Here is a 21228-nt window from a genome sequence, read left to right as displayed (position 1 = left end):
GCGCCTTGTTTTTACGTGAGATCTAGACGACTGGTCTACTTACGCTGAAGTCCGAATGCATGACGCGCGTGGTCGCGGCCCGCGGCCTCCCGGTCGATCTGCCGGCACGGCCGCAGCCACGCACGTCACGGTTGTCCCACGTTGATCCGATCGTGCCCGTTGCACGTCCCTACCTGTTGACGGAGGTTCCCATGCCGCAAAGCAAGGCCGCAAACCGCAGAATCATCCTGAACTCGCGCCCGGTCGGCGCGCCCATCCCGAACGACTTCCGTATCGAAACAGGCGACGTGCCTGTACCGGGCGCCGGCCAGGTGCTGCTGCGCACGGTCTGGCTGTCGCTCGATCCGTACATGCGCGGCCGGATGAGCGATGCGCCGTCGTATGCGCCGCCGGTCGAACTCGGCGACGTGATGGTCGGCGGCACGGTCAGCCAGGTCGTCGCGTCGAACCTGCCGGCGTTTCGCGAAGGCGACCTGGTCGTCGCGGGCGGCGGCTGGCAGGACTATTCGCTGTCCGACGGCAGCGACCTGATTCCGCTTGGCCGCGATTTCGCGCATCCGTCGTATGCGCTGGGCGTGCTCGGCATGCCGGGGTTCACCGCGTACACCGGGCTGCTGAAGATCGGCGAGCCGAAGGCCGGCGAAACCGTGGTCGTCGCCGCCGCGAGCGGGGCGGTCGGTGCGGTGGTCGGCCAGATCGCGAAGCTGAAAGGCTGCCGCGTGATCGGCATCGCGGGCGGTGCCGACAAGGTCGCCTACGTGAAGGACACGCTCGGCTTCGACGATGCCGTGGATCACCGCGATCCGCAATTCGCGGCGAAGCTGAAGGAAGCCTGCCCGAACGGCATCGACGTCTATTTCGAGAACGTCGGCGGCGCCGTGTTCGACGCGGTGTGGCCGCTGCTCAACGATCATGCGCGCGTGCCGGTGTGCGGAATCATTGCGCATTACAACGACGCGGCCTACGACGCCACCGCTGTGTCGACCGGCCGTGACCGCGTGCCGGCGCTGATGGGCACGATCCTGCGCAAGCGCATCCGGATGCAGGGTTTCATCATTCTCGATCACTATGCGACCGGCTATGCGCCGTTCCTGAAGGAGATGAGCGAGTGGGTCGCGCAGGGCAAGGTAAAGACGCGCGAGGATGTGATCCCCGATCTTGCCGATGCGCCGAATGCGCTGATCGGCTTGCTCGCCGGCAAGAATTTCGGCAAGGTCGTCGTGCGCGTGGGGCCGGACGAACTGGCCTGACGCGATTGCGTTCGTTTTTCGTTCGTTTTCCGTTCATCTGCACGCTGGCGTCGCGCGACGCCGGCTTGTGGCATTCTCGATTCCGTTTCCTCAAGGAGTGAACACATGGCGCTTTACGTAATGGCCTCGGTGTTTCCGAAACCCGAACACGCGCAGGCCGTCGAAGCCGAATTGCGCAGCATGGTCGCGGCGTCCCGCGCGGAACCCGGCAACCGCCGCTATGACCTGTTCCGCGAACAGGACGGCTCGTCGGCGCTGCACCTGTTCGAGATCTACGACGACCAGGCCGCATTCGACGCACACCTCGCAAGCCCGTACTTCAACGCGTTCCGCATCAAGTCGGCCGACTGGTTCTCGGCACCGCCCGTCATCAAGGTGCTGTCGAGCATCGACGCGGCCGAATAACCCGCACCGAAGTCACGGAAGTATCCGCCGCGGCCCGTTCCCACCCAGGGCGCGCGGCAGCCGCTGCATTGCGCAACGGCGATGAACGATCCGGCGCGCCGGTCGCGCCGCTTCCCCAATACACCGGCCCCCGGAGGCTGAATGGTCACCCTCAATATCAACGGCGAGAACCGCACGGTCGACGCCCCCGGCGACATGCCCCTGCTATGGGTGCTGCGCGACGTCGTCGGCCTGACCGGCACGAAATTCGGCTGCGGCATCGCGCAATGCGGCGCGTGCACCGTGCATCTCGACGGCGTCGCCGCGCGCTCGTGCGTGCTGCCGGTCGCGGCCGTCGCGGGCCGCAAGATCACGACGATCGAAGCCGTCGGCGCCACACCGGCCGGGCAGAAAGTCCAGGAAGCGTGGCGCGAGCTCGACGTCGTCCAGTGCGGCTACTGCCAGTCCGGGCAGGTGATGACCGCCACCGCGCTGATCGCATCGAACCCGAACCCGAGCGACGCCGACATTGACGCGGCGATGGCCGGCAACATCTGCCGCTGCGGCACGTACAACCGGATTCGCGCGGCCGTGAAGCACGCCGCGAAGGGAGCCTGAGATGAAACAGCCCGCACGTTCACTGTGTTCTCTGCCCCCCAAGGGGGCGGTCAGCCTCGTTGAGGCGGCTCTGCGGAGGCTGACATGTCGCGAGGACTGATCGAAGCCGGTCGGGCCGGCGCCCGCGTGTCGCGCCGTTCGTTTCTCAAGGCCGGCATGTCGCTCGGCGCTGCCGCGGGCGGCGGCTTGCTGCTCGGCTTCAGCATGCCGGCCGCCGGCGATGACGCACGTCGCTCGGTGATCGGCGGCGATGCGGACGAAAGCGCGCGCGCCGGCGTGTTCGCGCCGAACGCGTTCGTGCAGATCGATCGCACCGGCAAGGTCACGCTGGTGATGCCGAAGGTCGAAATGGGGCAGGGCGTCTACACGGCGCTGCCGATGCTGATCGCCGAGGAACTCGAGGTGCCGCTGTCGAACGTGACGCTCGACCATGCGCCGCCGAACGAGAAGCTGTTCCTCGATCCGCTGCTCGGCGGGCAACTGACGGGCGGCTCGACATCGGTGCGCTACGCGTGGGAGCCGCTGCGCCGTGCGGGCGCCACCGCGCGCACGCTGCTGGTTGCGGCGGCCGCGAAGCAATGGAGCGTCGATCCGGCCACGTGCCGCGCCGAAAACGGTGAAGTACAGCACCCGCCGAGCGGCCGGCGCGCATCGTACGGCCAGCTCGCGGATGCCGCGTCGAAGCTGCCGGTGCCGAAGGACGTCGCGCTGAAGCAGCCGGCCGATTTCAAACTGATCGGCAAGCCGGTGAAGCGGCTCGATTCGCCGGAGAAAGTCGACGGCACCGCGCAGTTCGGGCTCGACGTGCGGCTGCCCGGCATGGTGTACGCGGTGATCGTGAACAGCCCGGTGTTCGGCGGCACGGTCGCGAGCGTCGACGACACGGCCACGAAGAAGATTCCCGGCGTGCGTCAGGTGGTGCGCGTCGACAACGCGGTCGCGGTGGTCGGCGATCACACGTGGGCCGCGAAGCGCGGCGCGTCGGCGCTCGTCGTCAAATGGAACGAAGGCGCGGATGCGAAGGTGTCGACGAAGGACATCGTCGCCGATCTCGCGCAGGCCGCCGCGAACGGCAAGGGCGCGGTCGCGCGCAAGGACGGCGACGTCGCCACCGCGTTCAAGAACGCGAAGACGCGCGTCGACGCCGTCTACGAACAGCCGTTCCTTGCGCACGCAACGATGGAGCCCGTGAACTGCACCGTGCATGTGCGTCCGGATGGCTGCGAAATCTGGGTCGGCACGCAGGTGCCGACGCGCGCGCGCGACACCGTGCAACGAATCACGGCTTTCCCGCCCGAGAAGATCGTCGTGCATAACCATCTGCTCGGCGGCGGTTTCGGCCGGCGCCTCGAGACGGACATGGTTGCGCAGGCCGTGAAGGTTGCCAGGCAGGTGAGTGCGCCGGTGAAGGTCGTGTGGACGCGCGAGGAGGACATCCAGCACGACATGTATCGCCCGTACTACTACGACAAGATCTCGGCCGGCCTCGACGCGAATGGCAAGCCGATCGCGTGGCAGCACCGGATCGTCGGCTCGTCGATCCTCGCGCGCTTTGCGCCGCCCGCGTTCAAGGACGGCATCGATCCGGACGCGGTCGAGGTTGCAAACGATCTTCCGTACGATCTGCCGAACCAGCTCGTCGACTATGTGCGCCAGGAGCCGCGCCAGGTGCCGACCGCGTTCTGGCGCGGTGTCGGGCCGACGCGCGGCACGTTCGTCGTCGAGAGCTTCATCGACGAGCTCGCCGCGCAGGCCAAGGCCGATCCCGTTCAGTACCGCCGTGCGCTGCTCGGCAAGACGCCGCGTGCACGCAACGCGCTCGACGTCGCGACCAAGGCGGCCGGGTGGGGCGCGCCGCTGCCGAAGGGGCAAGGGCGCGGCGTATCGGTGATGCACGCGTTCGGCAGCTTCTTCTCGATCGTGATCGACGTCGCGGTGGAGGAGGGCGAAGTGCAGGTCAAGCGTGCCGTGTGCGCGGTCGATTGCGGGATGGTGGTGAACCCGAGCACGATCGAGGCGCAGGTGCAGGGCGGCATCATCTTCGGGATCACCGGCGCGCTGTATGGCGAGATCACGATCGAGGACGGCCGCGTCGTGCAGAGCAACTTCACCGACTATCGGATGATGCGCATCAACGAGACGCCGCCGATCGAGGTTCACCTCGTCAAAAGCGCCGAAGCGCCGGGCGGGATCGGCGAACCGGGCACCGCCGCGACGGCCGCGGCGCTGTCGAATGCGATCTTCGCGGCGACCGGCAAGCGGCTGCGCAAGCTGCCGGTCGGCAGCCAGCTGAAAACGGCTTGACGGGAGGGAACGGAACCATGCGAAACCTCACCTTGAATCGTCCGAATCGTCTCCATCGCGTCGCTCAGACGCTCGGCGCATCGCTGCTCGCGCTGTCCACGCTGCTCGGCGGCACGGCCGCGCATGCCGCGCCGAGCGCGCCGGCCGACAGCGCGCTCGTCGCACGTGGCGCGTATCTCGCGAAGGCGGGCGATTGCGTCGCGTGTCACACCGCGCCGCGCGGCGCGCCGTTCGCCGGCGGCCTGAAGATGGTCACGCCGATGGGCGCGATCTACACGACCAACATCACGCCCGACCCGGCCACAGGCATCGGCGGCTACACGGAGGCCGAGTTCGCAGAGGCACTGCGTTCGGGCGTCGCGAAGGACGGCCATCACCTGTACCCGGCGATGCCGTATCCGTCGTATGCGAAGCTGCGCGACGACGACGTGAAAGCGCTGTACGCGTATTTCATGAACGGCGTCGAGCCGGTGAAGCAGGCGAACCGCGCGTCCGACATTCCGTGGCCGCTCAACATGCGCTGGCCGTTGGCGCTGTGGAACGCGGTGTTCCTCGACACGACACCGTATACCGACAAACCGTCGAAGGACGCGATGTGGAACCGCGGCGCGTACCTCGTGCAGGGGCTCGGGCATTGCGGGTCATGCCATACGCCGCGCGGCGTCGGCTTCCAGGAGAAGGCGCTGGACGAGAGCGGCGCGGCATTCCTGTCGGGTGCGTCGATCGACAACTGGTTCGCGTCGAACCTGACCGGCGAGCCCAATACGGGGCTCGGCCGCTGGAACGAGGCCGACGTCGCGCAATTCCTGAAGACCGGCGCGAACCAGCATGCAACCGCATTCGGCTCGATGGTGAGCGTGATCAACCACAGCACGCAGGCGCTGACCGACGACGATCTGACGGCGATGTCCCGCTACCTGAAATCGTTGCCGGCGGCGGGCGGCACCGGTGCGCCGCCTTACCGTTACGATCCGAAGCCGACGCAGGTCGCGTTGGGCCGGCCGGCGAACGATCCGGGCGCAAAGGTGTATAACGCTTACTGCCTGCATTGCCATGGCGCGGACGGTCGCGGCTACGCGCCGCTCCTCGCGCCGCTCGCCGGCAATCCGAACCTGCTCGAGGCCGATGCGTCGTCGCTGATCAACGTGACGCTGAACGGCAGCGATACGCTGGTGATTGGCGGCGTGCCGTCCGCGTATCCGATGCCGGCGTTCGCGAACGAGCTGAACGACCGGCAGATCGCCGACGTGCTGACCTTCATGCGCGCCGGCTGGAACAACGGCGCGCCGGCCGTGCAGGCGGGGGACGTCGCGAAACTCCGCAAGGCGACGGCGACGGCGGCTGCGCGCTGAGCGCGGCTGACTGTGGCGGATGACGGCGGGCACGCGTGCCGCGCGCCTGTCGTCGAATGTGGCCGGGTGCATCGCGTCCGGTCACGCAGCTCTTTCTGTCAACCGGCGCGCAGCCGTTCGCGGCAGCGCGCGTTTTATCGACGCAAAGTAGGGGTGTCTGGATGGCTAACGTGACTTATACGGATACGCAGCTGCTGATCGACGGCGAGTGGGTCGACGCCGCGAGCGGCAAGACGATCGACGTCGTGAACCCGGCGACGGGCAAGCCGATCGGCAAGGTGGCCCACGCGGGCATCGCCGATCTCGATCGCGCGCTGGCTGCGGCGCAGCGCGGTTTCGAAGCATGGCGCAAGGTGCCGGCGCACGAGCGCGCGGCGACGATGCGCAAGGCCGCCGCGCTGGTGCGCGAGCGTGCCGACACCATCGCGCAGCTGATGACGCAGGAGCAGGGCAAGCCGCTGACGGAAGCCCGCGCCGAAGTGCTGTCGGCCGCCGACATCATCGAATGGTTCGCGGACGAAGGCCGCCGCGTATACGGCCGCATCGTGCCGCCGCGCAACCTCGGTGCACAGCAGACGGTCGTGAAGGAGCCGGTCGGCCCGGTCGCCGCGTTCACGCCGTGGAATTTCCCGGTCAACCAGGTCGTGCGCAAGCTCAGCGCCGCGCTCGCGACCGGCTGTTCGTTCCTCGTGAAGGCGCCGGAAGAAACCCCGGCATCGCCGGCCGCGCTGCTGCGTGCGTTCGTCGACGCGGGTGTGCCGGCAGGCGTAATCGGCCTCGTGTACGGCGATCCGGCGGAAATCTCGTCGTACCTGATTCCGCATCCGGTGATCCGCAAGGTGACCTTCACGGGCTCGACGCCGGTCGGCAAGCAGCTTGCCGCGCTCGCGGGCCAGTACATGAAGCGTGCGACGATGGAGCTGGGCGGCCACGCGCCGGTGATCGTCGCCGAGGACGCGGACGTCGCGCTGGCCGTCAAGGCCGCCGGTGGCGCGAAGTTCCGCAACGCGGGCCAGGTGTGCATTTCGCCCACGCGTTTCCTCGTGCACAACAGCATCCGCGACGAATTCACGCGCGCTCTGGTCGCCCATGCGCAGGGGCTGAAGATCGGCAACGGTCTCGAGGAAGGCACGACGCTCGGCGCGCTGGCCAACCCGCGCCGGCTGACCGCGATGGCGTCGGTCGTCGAGAACGCGCGCAAGGTCGGCGCGAGCATCGAGACCGGCGGCGAGCGGATCGGCTCGGAAGGCAACTTCTTCGCGCCGACCGTGATCGCGAACGTGCCGCTCGAAGCCGATGTGTTCAACAACGAGCCGTTCGGCCCGGTCGCGGCGATCCGCGGCTTCGACAAGCTCGAGGACGCGATCGCCGAAGCGAACCGTCTGCCGTTCGGGCTGGCCGGTTATGCGTTCACGCGTTCGTTCGCGAACGTGCATCTGCTGACGCAGCGCCTGGAGGTCGGGATGCTGTGGATCAACCAGCCGGCGACGCCGTGGCCGGAGATGCCGTTCGGCGGCGTGAAGGATTCGGGCTACGGGTCGGAAGGCGGGCCGGAAGCGCTGGAGCCTTATCTCGTCACGAAGTCGGTGACGGTGATGGCGGTTTGATGGGCGCAGGTTGAGCGCGGGCGCGCCGTGGGGTACGCGGCGCGCCTTTTTCGGCTGTGGCGAGATGAGGCGATGGAAGAAGCGTGGATGCTGGTGGGGTTTCTGGTGTGTTTTTGATTTTACATAACGTGAATTATCAACCTGAGCGATTGTAGTAGCTAGATTGAAATGTCCGCTTTTGGCTAAATAAAAATGTCGTGTTTTGGCCTGTAGGTTGATCGTCTGCACCCTTGGGCGTGCCAGCGATGAACCATCTGGCATATCGTTGCATCGACACATGCGTACACGCATGCAACCGGCTCGGGAGTGTCAAGCGACACCACGCGTTGTGTGTGCGCGGCGGGCGGCGTCGCCAACGCGCTGTACAGCACGGCTGTTCCAAGCCATCCCTGCCAGATGAACTTCTGCACGAGCAGATCGCGCTCCAGCCACGCAAGCGAGATATTCCCCGGCGAGTGATTCAGGAGATGCGTGCCCACGTAGGTAAACAACACCAGTCCGGTGGTCAGCCGGACGGACCGCACACCCGCCGGCCGGATCCGTTGAAGCCAGGAAGAGTGCGACATGCTCTACTCCCCGCGCATCCCGACCAACCAGATCTTGCGCTTCTGGCGCTCGTGCTGCCGAAACGCACGCTTGCCTTTCTGTACTTGCTGTAATGCAGCCAGCCGCTCGAATGGCCAGCAGGCTACGGCTGAATGGTCGATGGCGACGCTTCGCATGGGCATTGTCTGAGCATTCAACGCGCTGCGACGCGACTGATCGGCGGAAGGAGCTGACGACATGATGTCCTCTCGACCGGGGTTCGGGAGGTAGACTGACGAATCATCCGATGGACCTCTGTGGCGGGTTCCAAGCACCAGACTGCCGCGTCGTCCGTTTTATTCCCCAGTCGGGAATCTCGCAGTTGGTGACCGACGGATCGCCACCCCTTCACCGCGCTGAATGCAACGTGCTTGCGCGTGTCGAGCGTGGGCCGCGTCACACTGCGTTGCCCTCCCCGGCGTCTCGTCGGATCCGGGAATAACCATCGCGTGCTCACGGTATTGCAAAAAAACACGAACCGGGTGACCACTAGCTGGACGCCTGGCGTCACCATCTCGTCACCCTCTACCTGTCACTGATCGTCAGCGCGTTGATCGCAGGCCTGTTGCGTAACCGCCTTGAACGTCGAGGATGGCAGAACACGTGACAGCGGATGCGGCGCGCGAGCTGAATCTGTCCAAGCCGCGCCTCGGATCCCGGACACGATCAAGCGACTGCAGGCCAGCGTGTCGCCCCCGGCCTGCCTTCGAATCCGCACCCCGTCACCCGACGATGACCTGCTGCCCCGGATCGATCTGGCCCGGATGGCTCGCGAGATTCCGGTTGAGTTGCAGGATCTCGTTGAGCGCGACGTTGATCCGCTCGCCTTCCGACATCCGCTGCTGTTCGTCGGGCGGCACCTGCGCCGCATCCAGCAGCGATCCTTCGTGACTCTCGGCGATCGTCCACAGCGAATCGCCGGCCCCCACGGTCACCGTCACCGGCGTGGGCGCGGGGCTCGGCGAACGCGTCCCAGGCTGCGCCGGTTGCGATGGCGCTCCCGACGGCTGGGCACTCGACGTCGGTGATGCGGATGCGCTCGGTTGCGCCGGTGCCGGTGCCGGTGCGGTCGTCGTCGTCGCCGGGGGCGTCGTCGGCGAGACCGAAGCCCCCGGCGTCGGCGTCGCGCTGCTCGAACCCGATGGCGATGGCGTTGGCGTTGGCGTCGGCGACGAACCAGAGCCTGGCTTCTTGCTTTTATCGTCCGACCCGCTGAACGCCGTGATCAACCCGTACCCCTGCATGACCCCGAAGATCGCCACCGGCAGCAGCGCGATGCCGGTCGGAAGGCGCGCCATCCACGGCGTGGCGTTCGGGAACTGCGAATGCAGGCGCCCCGCACCCAGCAGCGCGCCGGACATCGCACCCAGCACGCCGGTCATTCCTTCGCCGAACGTATGCGCGGCCATCGCGCCGTGAATGCCGGTGGCCATGCCCACGGCCGACGTCACGTAGTCGCCGGTCGCGCTCGCGATCCGCGCGAGCTGGCTGCGATTCTCCGCATTCACGCCGCGCGCGCCGCCCTTGTAGACGATGGCGGTGGACACGGCGCTGATGATCCCGCCCACGGCCTGCCCGCCGGCCAGCGAGTTGCCATGCAGGTACTTGAAGCCGTTGATCGTGATGGACCCGCCGTAGCCGCCCAGCGCGAACAAGCGCCCGAGACGGCCGACCGCGTGCCGCGGGCTGCCGTGGTGCAGCAGCTTCAGCGACGTGCCGCCGACCACGCCCTGCATCTGCCCGAGCATGTCGTCCGCGATCGCCTTCGTATGCGTGACGGTCTCGTCGAACGTCAACGTGCCGTCTTTGTTCAGCGCGCGCAATTGCGCGGCGGCGGCCTTGCCTTCGTGCGCGATCTGCTCGAGTTGCGTGCCGCGCCCGTCGACGTCGAACCCGTTCGCCTTGAGTTGCTTCTGCAGCCCGATCACGAGCCGGTCGACGACGCGATCGAACACGCGCGGATCGCCGTTCTTCAGGCTGGCGACCGCGCCGTGATGCAGCGCCTGGAACACGCGGCCGACCCGCAGGCCGGCGTACAGCCCATTCGTCGCCGTGCCGACGAACTCATTGCCGGTCGCAACGACCACGCCCCCGGCGCCCGCGCCGGTCGCCGCGGCTCCGCCCATTTCGCCGGCGATCCGCTTTCCGGACGGCGGCGGCCGGTGCGGGCCGATCGGCTCGTCGTGCACGCGCAGCGCATGCAGTTCCGCCTGCGCGCGCTTCGCATCGGGAATCTCGACGTTGGCGACCTGCGCGGTCTCGCGGCGGCTCGTGCCGATCGGCTTGGTGCCGTCGTTGAGCAGCGCGGGATCGCGCACGACCGCGCTCCAGTGCTCGAGCGGATTCGTGGCCAACGGCTGCGCGCGTGTGGTCACGCGATCGGGCACGCCGTCGCCGTACTGGTCGAGCCAGCGCGCGGCGAACGTGCGCGCGCCCTTCTCCGTCTTGCCGCGCGGTTCGTGATCGTCGCCCTTCCAGTGTTCCGTCGCATGCTCGATGGTGGCCTTGCGCGCCTGGTTCAGCCACACGGTCGTGTTGCCTTCATAGAGCTTCTGGCGCAGCGCGGCGATCTCGGCGGGCGTCATCCCGTGCGCGGCGCCGATCCGCTCGACTTCCGCGAACAGCAGCTGATGCTGGTTCGCGAGCGTCTGCCGGTCGACGCGCTCGAACACGCGCGTGAGCGCATCGGCACCGTGCAGGCGGTTGATGATCGCGGGATTCTCGCGGTGCTCGACGATCAGTTTCGCGAGCGCGCCGGTCAGGTCCTGGTTGCCGATGAAGTCGGCGCCGTGCGTGCCGAGCGACAGCCCCACGTGCACCCATTCGAGCCCGTCGCGCTCGAGCACCGCGCGCAGCAGCTTCTCGTGCCCCGCGCCCGGCACCGACTCGGGCACCGCATCCCAGCCGTGGAACGTGACCATCACGTTCGGCGCGGTCTTGCCGGGATTCGCGTTCGACCATTTCTCGAGCGCCGTCATGACCCGCACGTAGTCGTGGTACGCGTCGTTGGTGCCCGACTGGTACCGGTAGTCGGTGCCGGACACGAGCGCACGCGACGGCGCCGTTTCGAGCCGGATCGCGAAGCCGGTGCGCGCCGCCTCGTCGAGCCACGCATGCAGGTGTGCGAGATGATCGAGCGCGAGCGCCGTCCCGTCGGTGCCGGGTGCCGGATGGATGATCCCGTTCTCGCCGTCGAACACGGCGTTCTTCTGGTCGCCGAGCGCTTTCACCGCACGCAGGAAGTCCGGATCGTGCGCCTTGCCGAGCACGGCCGCGAGCAGATTCGGATCGACCACGAGCGTGACGACGGGCGTCACGCCGCCGTATTGCTCGACCATCTTGCGCATCAGCGCCGGATCGTCGCTCAGCGACAGCGAACGCGCCATCGGCACCATGCGATCCTGCAACGCAGGGTCCGAGCGCGTGAAGATCTGCTGGATCCGGTGGTCCGCGACGGTCGCCGCGCCGAACTTCCGCGTGTGCGCGCGCAGCTTGCCGGGCACCGGCAGGAAGCGCGACGCCGACGTCGACACGTCGCGCGCGACATACAGGTAGTTGAGCAGCGTGCGCCACATGCCGGGGTCGACCATCACGGCCTGCGGCTCGCCCTTCAGCACGAGCTTGACCTTGCCGGCGCGCTGCGCCTGCTTGTTGTAGGCCTCGATCTGATCGTGCGTCGGGAAATACTGCTCGGTCTTCGCCGCACCGTTGCGCAGGCTGAACGCGACGACGGTCGACGACGACAGGCCCGGCTGGTACGGCTCGATCGACAGCGGCTCGCGGGCGGTATTGGCATGCCGCAAGCGATGCAGGTCGTCGAGCACCTCGTTGTAGCGGCTCCGCGTGCGCGCCGCGAGTGCACGGAACGGCGCGGACTGCTGGCCACGCGCCTCCGCATCCGTCAGCTGCGCGCGCAACGCCTTCTCGCGCGCTTGCAACGCCGCGACCCGCGTCGGCCGCGCGCTGCGCAGGAACTCGCTCGGCCGCAGTTGCGTGAGCAGGAAATGCACATCGGTGCCGAAGCGGTCGTTGCCGATCGGCATTTCGTCGAGCGGCACGCCCTGATGGTGCGGGTTGTTCGCATGCCCGACCGCGTCGAACCAGCGCATCTCGCCATTGCGCGCGGCGATCACGCCGGCCGGATTGCCGAGCGCCTCGGCCACCGGGCCGTCCGTCTTGAACACGTAGATCACATGCTGGCTGCCGTCGACCGCCCCGTTGCGGATCGCGGTCAGCAGGTGCGGCACGCTGTTGCCGCTGAAGTCGACCGCGTTGTACGCGAACTTGTCCGACGGCAACAGATGCGGATCGACCGGCGGCCGCTGTGCCGACCCGGTCGCGCCGCCCTGCTCCGCGCGCGCCAGCGGCCGGCGCAGCGGCACGTTCGACTGGAAGAAATCGCCGAGCGAACGGCGCGGCGGCTTCTCCGCCGCGTCCGCGTCCTTCGCCGGCTGGAAGCCGCCGATCCGCTCGACGGTCTCGGGCTTCACGTCGCTGACGACGAACCGGATGCCGCGGCGCGGCGAGTGCAGCACCGGAATGCCGCCGCGGCGGCGCCGCCGGAACACCGTGCGCAGGTCCTGCGCGGGAATCTCGGTGTCGCCGAGCGGCGCCTTCTCGTAGTACTTCCATTCGTGGTTCGTGTTGCGCTCCGCGTAGCCGAGCACCTTGCCCGTCTCCTCCTCGATCACATGAATCCAGCGCCGCTCCCCCTCGACCGCGCGCACGGCCTGGCGCGGCCGCTTGAACCCGGGCGCGTCCTGCAGTTTCACGACGTCGGCGGCGAGCGCTGTGTCGACCGGATGCCCCGACGCGGTCACGGACCACGACGACTTGCCGTCCTGCGTCTCGATCTTCGACGCGCCGCCGAACTGCATCAGCTCGTCGTGCGCGACCGGCGACACGTAGAAATCGAACTGCCGGCGTGCCGTGCGACCGCTGCTGCCGGTCTTCACCAGCGCCTTGCGCAGGCCCTTCGGCACGCGCGAGCCGTCCAGCATCCGCACCGGGCCGAGCACGCCATGCTGGTCGGTCTCGAGCACCGCGACGAACGCCGGCGCCGCGTGTTCGGCGCCGGTGGCCGGCGCATCGGTATGCGCGGTGATCAGCACGTGCGCGTTGGGGCCGAGCTTGCGCCCCAGGCCGTCGAGCGTCGGCGCATGCTGGCCGTCGACGCGCGTGAGCGTGCGCCGGCCGAGGCTGTCGAGCCACGTCGCGGCAACCGCCTGCGGATCGGCTGCTTCGGCCACCGTCGCGCCTGCCGGCACGGCCGGCGGGTTCGCATGACCGGATACGGCGGCAGGCGTCGACGCACCGGACGGTTCGCCGGCCGTACTCGCGAGGCGGCCGGCCGCCGGCCCCGCCGGGCCGATCGTCGGCCAGGTCGGGCGGCCGTCGTTCGCGCCGACCGCGCGCGCGCCGCCGGCATGCACGGCCGCATAGCCTTCCGGCAAGCCCGACCGATCGATGCCGACGAGCCGGTACGACACGGCGCCGGTCGCCGGGTCGCGGGTGCGCACGACATACATGTCGACGCCGGCCGGCTTGTACAGCTCGCCGCCGTCGGGCGTGGCGATGCGCAGCGCGCGCGCCGGATCGTGGCCGAGCGCCGATAGCAGCGCGACGTCGGTCGGTGCCGCGCCGTCGACGGCGGCGAGGTTCGCCCTCGCGCCGGCCGCGACACGTTCCTGCGGCGTCAAATCGGGTTGCGCGAACGCGGTGCCGTCCGGCAACGCGTCGGTCGGCACGTAGGCGTGATTGCGCGGCCCGGTATGCGCGGTATCGAGCGCCTGGCCGAGCTCGTCGTGCGTGACCGTGGGCGCACCTTCCGGCAGCGCGAGCCGCGCATCGACCGCCGTGCGGCCCGGCGCGTGCGTGGCGGCGGCCGCCGGTGCGTCGGGCACCGTGCCGCTGAACCGGAACCAGCCCGCCTCGGGATCGAGCGCACCGAAATCGGTGCCGCTGCCGAGCACGACACTGCCGTCTTGCATCACGAACTCGACGCGCAGGTTGGTCAGCCCCGCCGCATGGAACGCCTGCATCACGTCGTCGATCACGCGGGTCGGTTCGCGATCGTCCAGGAAAGCGCTCGGCCAGCGCTGGCTCACCGTGCCGCCCGGTTGCGTCACGCGCGCGGCGTCGCCGATCACGCCCTGCCGGTCGGCGAGCGCGGTGCGGAACGGATGGTCGAGCGTGACGGATTCGAACGTGTCGTCGGGAATCGACGTGAAATCGTAGTTCGGATCGGCGAACGTCGGATCGGCCACGCGCGGCACCGTGGGCCGCGGCGGCGGCTCGCCGATCGGGCGCGATGCGTGGCTGGCGGTGGTCGGCGTGGCTTCCGTGTCATGCCCGGCGGGAAGCGCCGGGCGGCCCACGCGCGCCGGATCGCCGCGGAAGCTCTGCATCGGCAGACGATCCTTGTCGACCTGACCGGTCAGCCGCGTGCCGCGCACGGTCGCCGAACCGTCGCGCTCGACGAGCAGGATGTCCGGCGGCGCCCACACCGTCGTGGGTCGCCCGGTGAGTTCGGACAGGCGCTGCGCGAGCGCCGCGGCGAAGGTGGTGCTGGCCGCGCGCACCTGGCCGGGTGCGATGCGCAGCGGATCGTGCTTGTTCGATCCGCCGAAGCATGAATACAGCGTGACGTCCTGCCCCGGTTCGAGATGCGGCGCGACGCCCTCGGCAACTTCGTCCGGCGTGAGCGGCCGGCCGTCGGGGCCGAGCATCGCGTCGGCCGAGATCCCGTGGCCGAACACCACGTGGTGCCCGGGCGGCGACATCAGGCCGCGCGCGCCGACCGGATGCAGCGGATCGTCGGCCGGCATCAGCAGCGTATCGGCCGGTCGCAGGAATTCGGGATGTTGCGTCGCGTCGATGCCGGTCACGTCGCCGAACCCGGGCTGCAGCACCGACTGGCCGTGAATCGTCGTCGTGACGACGCCGCCGTCGGCGACCCTGCGGTCCGTATAGACGCGGCTCGTCTTCGGATAGATTTTCTCGGTCTTGCCCGACAGATGGTCGTCGGCCTCGGCTTCGGCGGCCTGCTCGACGCGCGCGTCCCATTCGTCCGCCGTGTAGATCCGGTCCGGCGCGACCTCGACGAGCGGAGTCGGCTCGTAGACCGGCGGTTCGCCCGCATCCGGTTCGGGCGCCAGCCGCGGATGCGTGGGGCCGCCCGGCGTCGCGCCCGGCCGCCCGGCATGGTCGGGCGCAGCGCCTGCGCCGCGCCGGCCGCTGTCTCCTTCCGGATCGATCTGCGCGTCGATCGGGCGCACCGGTTCGACCGGCGCATCGCCGTGCGCGGGCGGACGCACCAACGGTTCGCCGCGCTGCGCGAACACCATCGGCGGGTCGCTGGCATCCGGTGCCTCGGGCACGTGCAGATAGAGCCGCGTGCCGACCTCGGGATCGTGAGCCGGCACGCCGATATTTTCGTCGAGCGGATACAGCTCCAGCGCACCGGTACCGCGTACCGAGTTGGATGCGATCGACGCGATCACCGGCACCTGCAGCTCGTACGCGAGCTCCTGCGCGAACGAATAGCCGCCGGCACCGAGATAGCAGCCCGTCAGCAGCACGCCGTTGCCTTCCGTATAGGCCGGGTCGTCGAGCAGCGCGCGCGTGAATTGCCGCGGCGACATCGTCTTGCCGCCTTGCGTGATGGCGCTTGCGCTGTCGAAGCTCACGTCGCGCGGCTGAGTGCCATGCGATTCGGCAATGTCGAAGCCCGACACCTTCAGGAACTGGCGCGCGGTCGCGTGGCCGAGCAGGTTCACGACGCTCGAACCCGGCACGGGCCGCAGCTCCAGCGGATTGATCCGGATGGGCTGCGCGCCGCCCGGCGAGAACTTGCCGTTCACGTCGGGTTCGATCTCGAAGCGCGCGAGCCGGCGGTTCGGATTGGGCAGCGCGCGGTGCCAGCCGGCCGCGTCGTCGTCGCCCAGCCGGCCGAATACGGGCGCCTGGATCAGGTCTGCGAATTCCTGCAGCAGCGCGGGATTGGCGCCGCTGCGCGGCCCTTCCAGCGCGATCGGCGTGCCCGGCGTATAGCCCTTCCACGCGAGCTCTTCCAGCGCATGCGTCATCTCGAGCGCGCTGGCCGGACGGTCGCTGCGCGGATTGATGATCGACCCGCGTCTCGTCAGCATGCGCCACACGTACACGCCGATCGGCACGCGCGCGTCGCCCGAGGTCGCACGGCCGCCCCACTGATTCGACACCGGGCGCGGCGCGACGCTGCTCCAGTCGACCGGATGCGCGCCCTGGTCGATGACCGCCAGCGCCGGCGAGAACCGGTAGGTGCGCGGCCCGCTGGTGACCGAATGGTCCGGCACGCCGGCCTGGTCGGGCGCGCCGGGTTCGATCAGGATGCCGCTCGTATAGCCGGAATCGGGCTGGCCGCCGGTGCGATAGCGCGGCGACCGCCACGCGACGAAGCCGCTTGCGCCGTACACATCCACGCCCAGCACGTTCGCGAGCAATTGCGCGAGCGGGCTCACGCGCGTGCCGGCGCCGCACGCATAGAGAATCACCGGCGATTTGCCGTCCCAGCCGCTCTGGCGAATCATCTCGGCCATGTCGTCCGCGCTCATCGCCTTGCCGGTCGCGCTCGCGAAGGCGTCGGCCCACGCATGCGCATACACCGCGAAATAACCGGGCGGCACCGGCATCAACGGGCGCTCGCCCGGCGGCAGCTGGTTCTCCGGCTGGATCGGGTTGTCCGAATAGATCGCGAGATCGGCCTCGCGGCGCGGATACGCGGCCCACTGCGTTTCGCTCATGCCGAACGGCGCGTTGATCACGTCGACGCGCCGGCCGTCCTCGCTGCGGATCAGCGGCTTCTGCGGATCGAAGCCGCGCGGGTATACCACGCGCAGCGTGCGGTCGTATGCATCGTTCATCGACAGCATGAACGCATCGCCCGCGTCGGTCAGCCCGACGTGGCCGACGACCGCTTCGGGCGGCACCGTGCCGTCCGCGGCGAGCGCGCCCTGGTCGACCAGCGCGATCCGGTAGCGGCCGCCCGCGACGCCGTCGGCGCCGACCATCAGCGCGTCGTGGTACGTCGCGTAGCGCGTCACGCTGATGGTGCCGTCCTCGTCCGGCACGGCCGCCGCGTGCGCAGGCGCTTCGTCGACCGCGTTCGCGCGCCGCTCGTCCGCCTTCGCCGCGTTCATGTCGTCGAGCAGGTTGCCCTTCTCCGTCGCGGGCAGCCCGTCTTCCTCCGGATTGCGCACGTTGCCTTCGGCGTCCTCCAGCGCGTAAATGTAGTACTCGACATCCTCGAGCCGGTTGCCGCTTTCGATGATTCGCCCGACCACCTCGCTCAGCATGGCCGGATCGGCCGCGATACGCGCGGGGATCTCCCACGACGCAGGGTGCGCGCCATTGCCCGGCACACCGGTTTCGGCCGGCGATGCAGCGTCGCCTGCCAGCGCGTCGGCAATGGCCGGCGTCGCGTTGCCATCGACCGGTTCGCCGTCGGGCGCGAGCCGTAGCGCAATCGCATCGCCATCTGGCGTGCCCTGCATGCGGTGCGCCCGCAGCCATGCGGCGACGCGTGCACGCAGCCCCCTGTCGGCCGGCGCGACCGCGCCGCCATCGTCCGCCGGCTCGCCGAAACTGTTGGCCTGCTCCTCCGCGTGCTGCCACGGATTGCCGATCTCGCCGACCGCGAGCCGTTGGTTCGCCAGTCCGCTGCCGTACAGCGTTTCCACCACGTTGATCGCGACCGGCCTCGGCATCGTCGACGGTGCGGGCGTCTTCGTGATCGCGCGGATCGGCCGCTCCATCAGCGTGTGCGAACCGAGCCCCATCTGCGCGACGCCGATGCCGAGGTTCAGCAGCTGCTGCGCGCGGTCGGAATCGGACATCGCATCCCAGTTCTTGACCAGCGACACGCCCTGGTCGGCCATCTGGTAGCCGCCGATCACGCCGCCCGTGACGTTGAACACGCCCGCCGCGCGGCCCGTCGTCTGCGCAACCGACTGGAATGCGTCGGCTTCCTGCGTGAAGCGGCCGAGACCGGCGATGTCGGCCGCGGCGCCGTCGCCGCGCGCTGCCACCGTCAGCAGGTCCGAGACCTGCCCCGTCGTGCGCAGCAGCGACGACGCTTCCGCAAGCGACTTCGCCGCCACGCCGAGGCCGCCGCCCGCGAAACCCGCGCCGCTGCCGATCAGGCTGATCCAGTCGCCGCGCGCCTGCGCGTTGCCGAAGCCGATCGACTGCCCGTGGTCGCTCAGGTTCTTCAGGTCGCCGATCGCGGCCGTCGTGCCGACGGCCATGCCCACGCCGACCGTCATCCACGCGGCGCCGAGCAACGCGCCGCCGACCGGTGCGCCGATACCGCTCGCGACCAGCACGACACCGCCGGCCGCGGCGAGAATGCCAGTGCCGATCTCGAGAACGTGTTCGACGTGCTGGTACCACTCCGTCTTGTGCGCGTCGATCGGCTGGTATTGCGACAGGTCGCCGGACGCCGCGGCGCTCGTCAGGCTCTTCGGCACGTACAGCTTGCCGTCGTCGGACAGCGCGTTATTGTGCTGGTAGTTGTCGACGCTGTCGTACTGCCAGCCGCGATCGTCGATCAGCTTGTACTGGTCAGGATGGCCCTCGACCTGCACCTTGAACAACGCGCTCGGCGCGATGCCCGATTGCTTCGACACGTAGTAGATCGGCACCAGCGACACCACCGCATGATCGCCGCCGACCTTGCGGATCTGGTCGACGACGGCCTGGATCATCTGCGTCGCGGCCGAATTCTGCGCGTACAGCGAGCGGCTGTTCACTCCCGTACCGTTGCCGTTGCTCACGATCAACTGCTCGAGCATTGCCATCGACGGCACGTCGTTCCGGTCGGTCGGCACCGCGGCGGGGTCGTCCGGCTGGATGCCGAGCCCCGCGCCGACGAAGTTCTTGAGCTGGTTGGAATCAGTCGTGAACGTGTAGGACTTGTCGCCGAGGTTCTTCTGGAAGTCGTCGAAATACGCCTTCAGCTGCTTGTCCGGATTGGTCTGGAAGAGCTTGTAGCTGGCGCTGGCGGCGTCCTTGTTCTGCTTGTTCTGCGCACTCTTGGTGCCCTGGTCGTAGCGCAGCTGGAAGTCGTTCGCGAAGCCCGCGCGGAACCGGTCGTCGTTCTGCATCTTCGACAACAGCGCCTTCGACAACGTCGGATCGACACCCGACGACAGCGCCTGGCGCACGCTGTCGAATCCATAGCCGGCGTCGCTGCCGCGCAGCGTGTAGATGAGCGTCTTCGCGTTGCCTTTGTCGTCGAGCAGCCAGTTCGCGACGTCGTCCTCGCGATGCACGGGCACGCCGCTCGCGGTCGGCTGCTGGTCGGCGAGGCCGACCGCCGTGCTGAGGCCCTTGTAGAGCTCGATGCCGTCGCCGTACGGCTGCGGCGTGCCCGTGTTCGACTGCGTCCACTTGTTGCCGAAGTCCTTCTCGACGGTGTCGAGCACGACACCCGCGAATTCGGGCGGCGCATTCGCGAGGATCTCCTGCATCCATTTGCCGGCCTTGTCGGCATTCATCCGGCCGTCGCTACGCGCCTGCATGCTGGCCTGATCCGTCGCCTGCGAATCGGGCTTCTGCATCAGCGGATCGATCTGCGAATGGATGAACTTCGCATCGAAATGCGGCTGGCCGGCCTGCGTCCACAGCGCCTGGCGTTCGTCCAGCGAGAACGACGCGTCCATGTTGGTCTTCAGCACCTGCAGCGCCGCGCCCGGATCGCTGCCGGGGCCCTGCATCAGCTGCGCGACCTGCTGCTTCGTGTACTGCAGCCGCACCTCGGGTGCCGCCGCGAGCAGCGTCTGGATCTGCTGATACCCGGGGTTGTTCTTCTGCGCCTGAGCCTGCGCCATCGCATACGCGAACACGCCGCCCGCCTGGTCGATCTTCGCGTTCAACGCCTTCGCGTCCGCATCGCTCAGATCGTCCGTGCCGACCTTGATGCCCGTCATCTTCACGAACGCTTCGGCAAGCGGATTCTGCTGCGCGAGCGCCTTCTCCTGCGTCGACAGCTTCGGGTCGTTCGGATCGACGGTCACACCCGTGTCCTGCAGCAGCGCGAACGTGACGGGATCGGACTTCGCGAGCTGCTTCATCTGCGGCGACAGCGACGGATCGTCGGGATTGATCGTCGCGATCGTGCGCTTGAGCTGGCTTTCCTCGCCCAGCGCGTCGACGAGGTCCGTGTACCACATGCCGTCGTGATTCTGCTTCACCGACGCGACGACCTGCTTCTGCTCGTCGGCCGTCACATAGGTCAGCGCGGTGTCGTCGCCGCCCGTCACGACCTTGTCGTACTGGCTCTGCGCCTGCGACAGTGCCTGCGTGATGTCGGCCTCGTCCGCGCGGCGCGCGCCACCCGGCTCCTTCTGCCACGCCGCGTAATCGGCCTTCGCATCGTTCAGGCGCAGCGTCGCGGCCGACGTGCTGTATTCGTGACGCAGCGCGGTGGTGAGCGCCGTGTACGCGTTGTTCGCGTTCGTGTCTGCGGTGGCGGCCGCCTGGCGCACTTGTGCGCCCGCTTCGGGATCGGCGCGCCGGATGCCGCCTGGCAACGCGTTGTACTGCTGCACGTCGGCGTTCGCGGCCTGGTCCTTCTGCATCGCCATCGCGAACTGGAACGCCTTCTCGCTGGTCGCCCGCTCGGGCGCCGATTCGGCCGACACGGCCTTTTGCGCATCGTCGAGGACCGAGCCGAGCACGGGGTCGTTCGGTGACGCGTTGCGCAGATCCGAGGCCACGCCCGCGATTGCCGTTTTCGCGTCGCCGCCGCTGTCGGCCGCGAAACGCATCTGGTTCTCGACGGCCGCCTGCACCGAGCCCCATGCGGCTTCGGCCTTCTTCACCTGATTGTCGAGATCGGCCTGCGACGCGCCCTGGTCGTGCAGGCGCTTGAGCGTTGCCATTTCGGCCTGCGCGAGCTGGAGCAGGCGCTGCGTCTCCGCCTGCGCGGCCGCGAGCGCCTGCTGTTCCGGCGTCTGGGCCGGCGGCGCGCTGCCGGATCCGTTCTTCGGCGCCGGATCGTTGTCACTTTGCGGCTGCGGCACGCTCACCGCTCCGCCGCCGCCCACAGCCATCAACACCATGTCGGTTCTCCCGCGGCATGCGTGA

8 protein-coding genes are annotated in these 21228 nt (G+C 68.7%); 6 read left to right on the top strand and 2 right to left on the bottom strand.

The window, feature by feature from the left end; all coding sequences use genetic code 11:
- The first annotated feature begins 191 nt into the window (after positions 1 to 191).
- From C7H84_RS03645 to C7H84_RS03620, 6 genes are all read left to right on the top strand, one after another.
- Entirely contained in the window at positions 192 to 1250 is a 1059-nt protein-coding gene (locus C7H84_RS03645; protein WP_121857460.1) for an NADP-dependent oxidoreductase, read from the top strand.
- Positions 1251 to 1355: 105 nt separating this feature from the next.
- Positions 1356 to 1655 (top strand): putative quinol monooxygenase, encoded by a 300-nt coding sequence (locus tag C7H84_RS03640; RefSeq protein WP_121857459.1) that lies wholly within the window; start codon positions 1356 to 1358, stop codon positions 1653 to 1655.
- A gap of 141 nt (positions 1656 to 1796) precedes the next feature.
- Positions 1797 to 2252 (top strand): (2Fe-2S)-binding protein, encoded by a 456-nt coding sequence (locus C7H84_RS03635; protein WP_121857458.1) that lies wholly within the window; start codon positions 1797 to 1799, stop codon positions 2250 to 2252.
- Between the two features lie 84 nt (positions 2253 to 2336).
- Complete coding sequence (locus tag C7H84_RS03630; RefSeq protein ID WP_121857457.1) at positions 2337 to 4556, top strand: xanthine dehydrogenase family protein molybdopterin-binding subunit; 2220 nt, start codon at positions 2337 to 2339, stop codon at positions 4554 to 4556.
- Positions 4557 to 4573: 17 nt separating this feature from the next.
- On the top strand, positions 4574 to 5908 hold the full coding sequence (locus C7H84_RS03625) for a cytochrome c (protein ID WP_121857456.1): 1335 nt from the start codon (positions 4574 to 4576) through the stop codon (positions 5906 to 5908).
- Between the two features lie 161 nt (positions 5909 to 6069).
- Complete coding sequence (locus tag C7H84_RS03620) at positions 6070 to 7515, top strand: NAD-dependent succinate-semialdehyde dehydrogenase (RefSeq protein WP_121857455.1); 1446 nt, start codon at positions 6070 to 6072, stop codon at positions 7513 to 7515.
- A gap of 182 nt (positions 7516 to 7697) precedes the next feature.
- On the opposite strand, the gene C7H84_RS37055 is transcribed toward C7H84_RS03620, so the two are convergent.
- Both C7H84_RS37055 and C7H84_RS03610 read right to left on the bottom strand, forming a co-directional pair.
- On the bottom strand, positions 7698 to 8081 hold the full coding sequence (locus C7H84_RS37055; RefSeq protein WP_240461954.1) for a hypothetical protein: 384 nt from the start codon (positions 8079 to 8081) through the stop codon (positions 7698 to 7700).
- Positions 8082 to 8822: 741 nt separating this feature from the next.
- Positions 8823 to 21203, bottom strand: coding sequence for an LWXIA domain-containing protein (locus C7H84_RS03610; RefSeq protein WP_121857454.1), 12381 nt, complete (start codon positions 21201 to 21203; stop codon positions 8823 to 8825).
- Positions 21204 to 21228: the final 25 nt, after the last annotated feature.

The sequence above is a fragment of the Burkholderia sp. Nafp2/4-1b genome, from assembly GCF_003635165.1.
GTDB lineage: Bacteria > Pseudomonadota > Gammaproteobacteria > Burkholderiales > Burkholderiaceae > Burkholderia.
The sequence above is the reverse complement of the archived record's forward strand: the minus strand, read 5'-3'. Positions and strand labels throughout refer to the sequence as shown.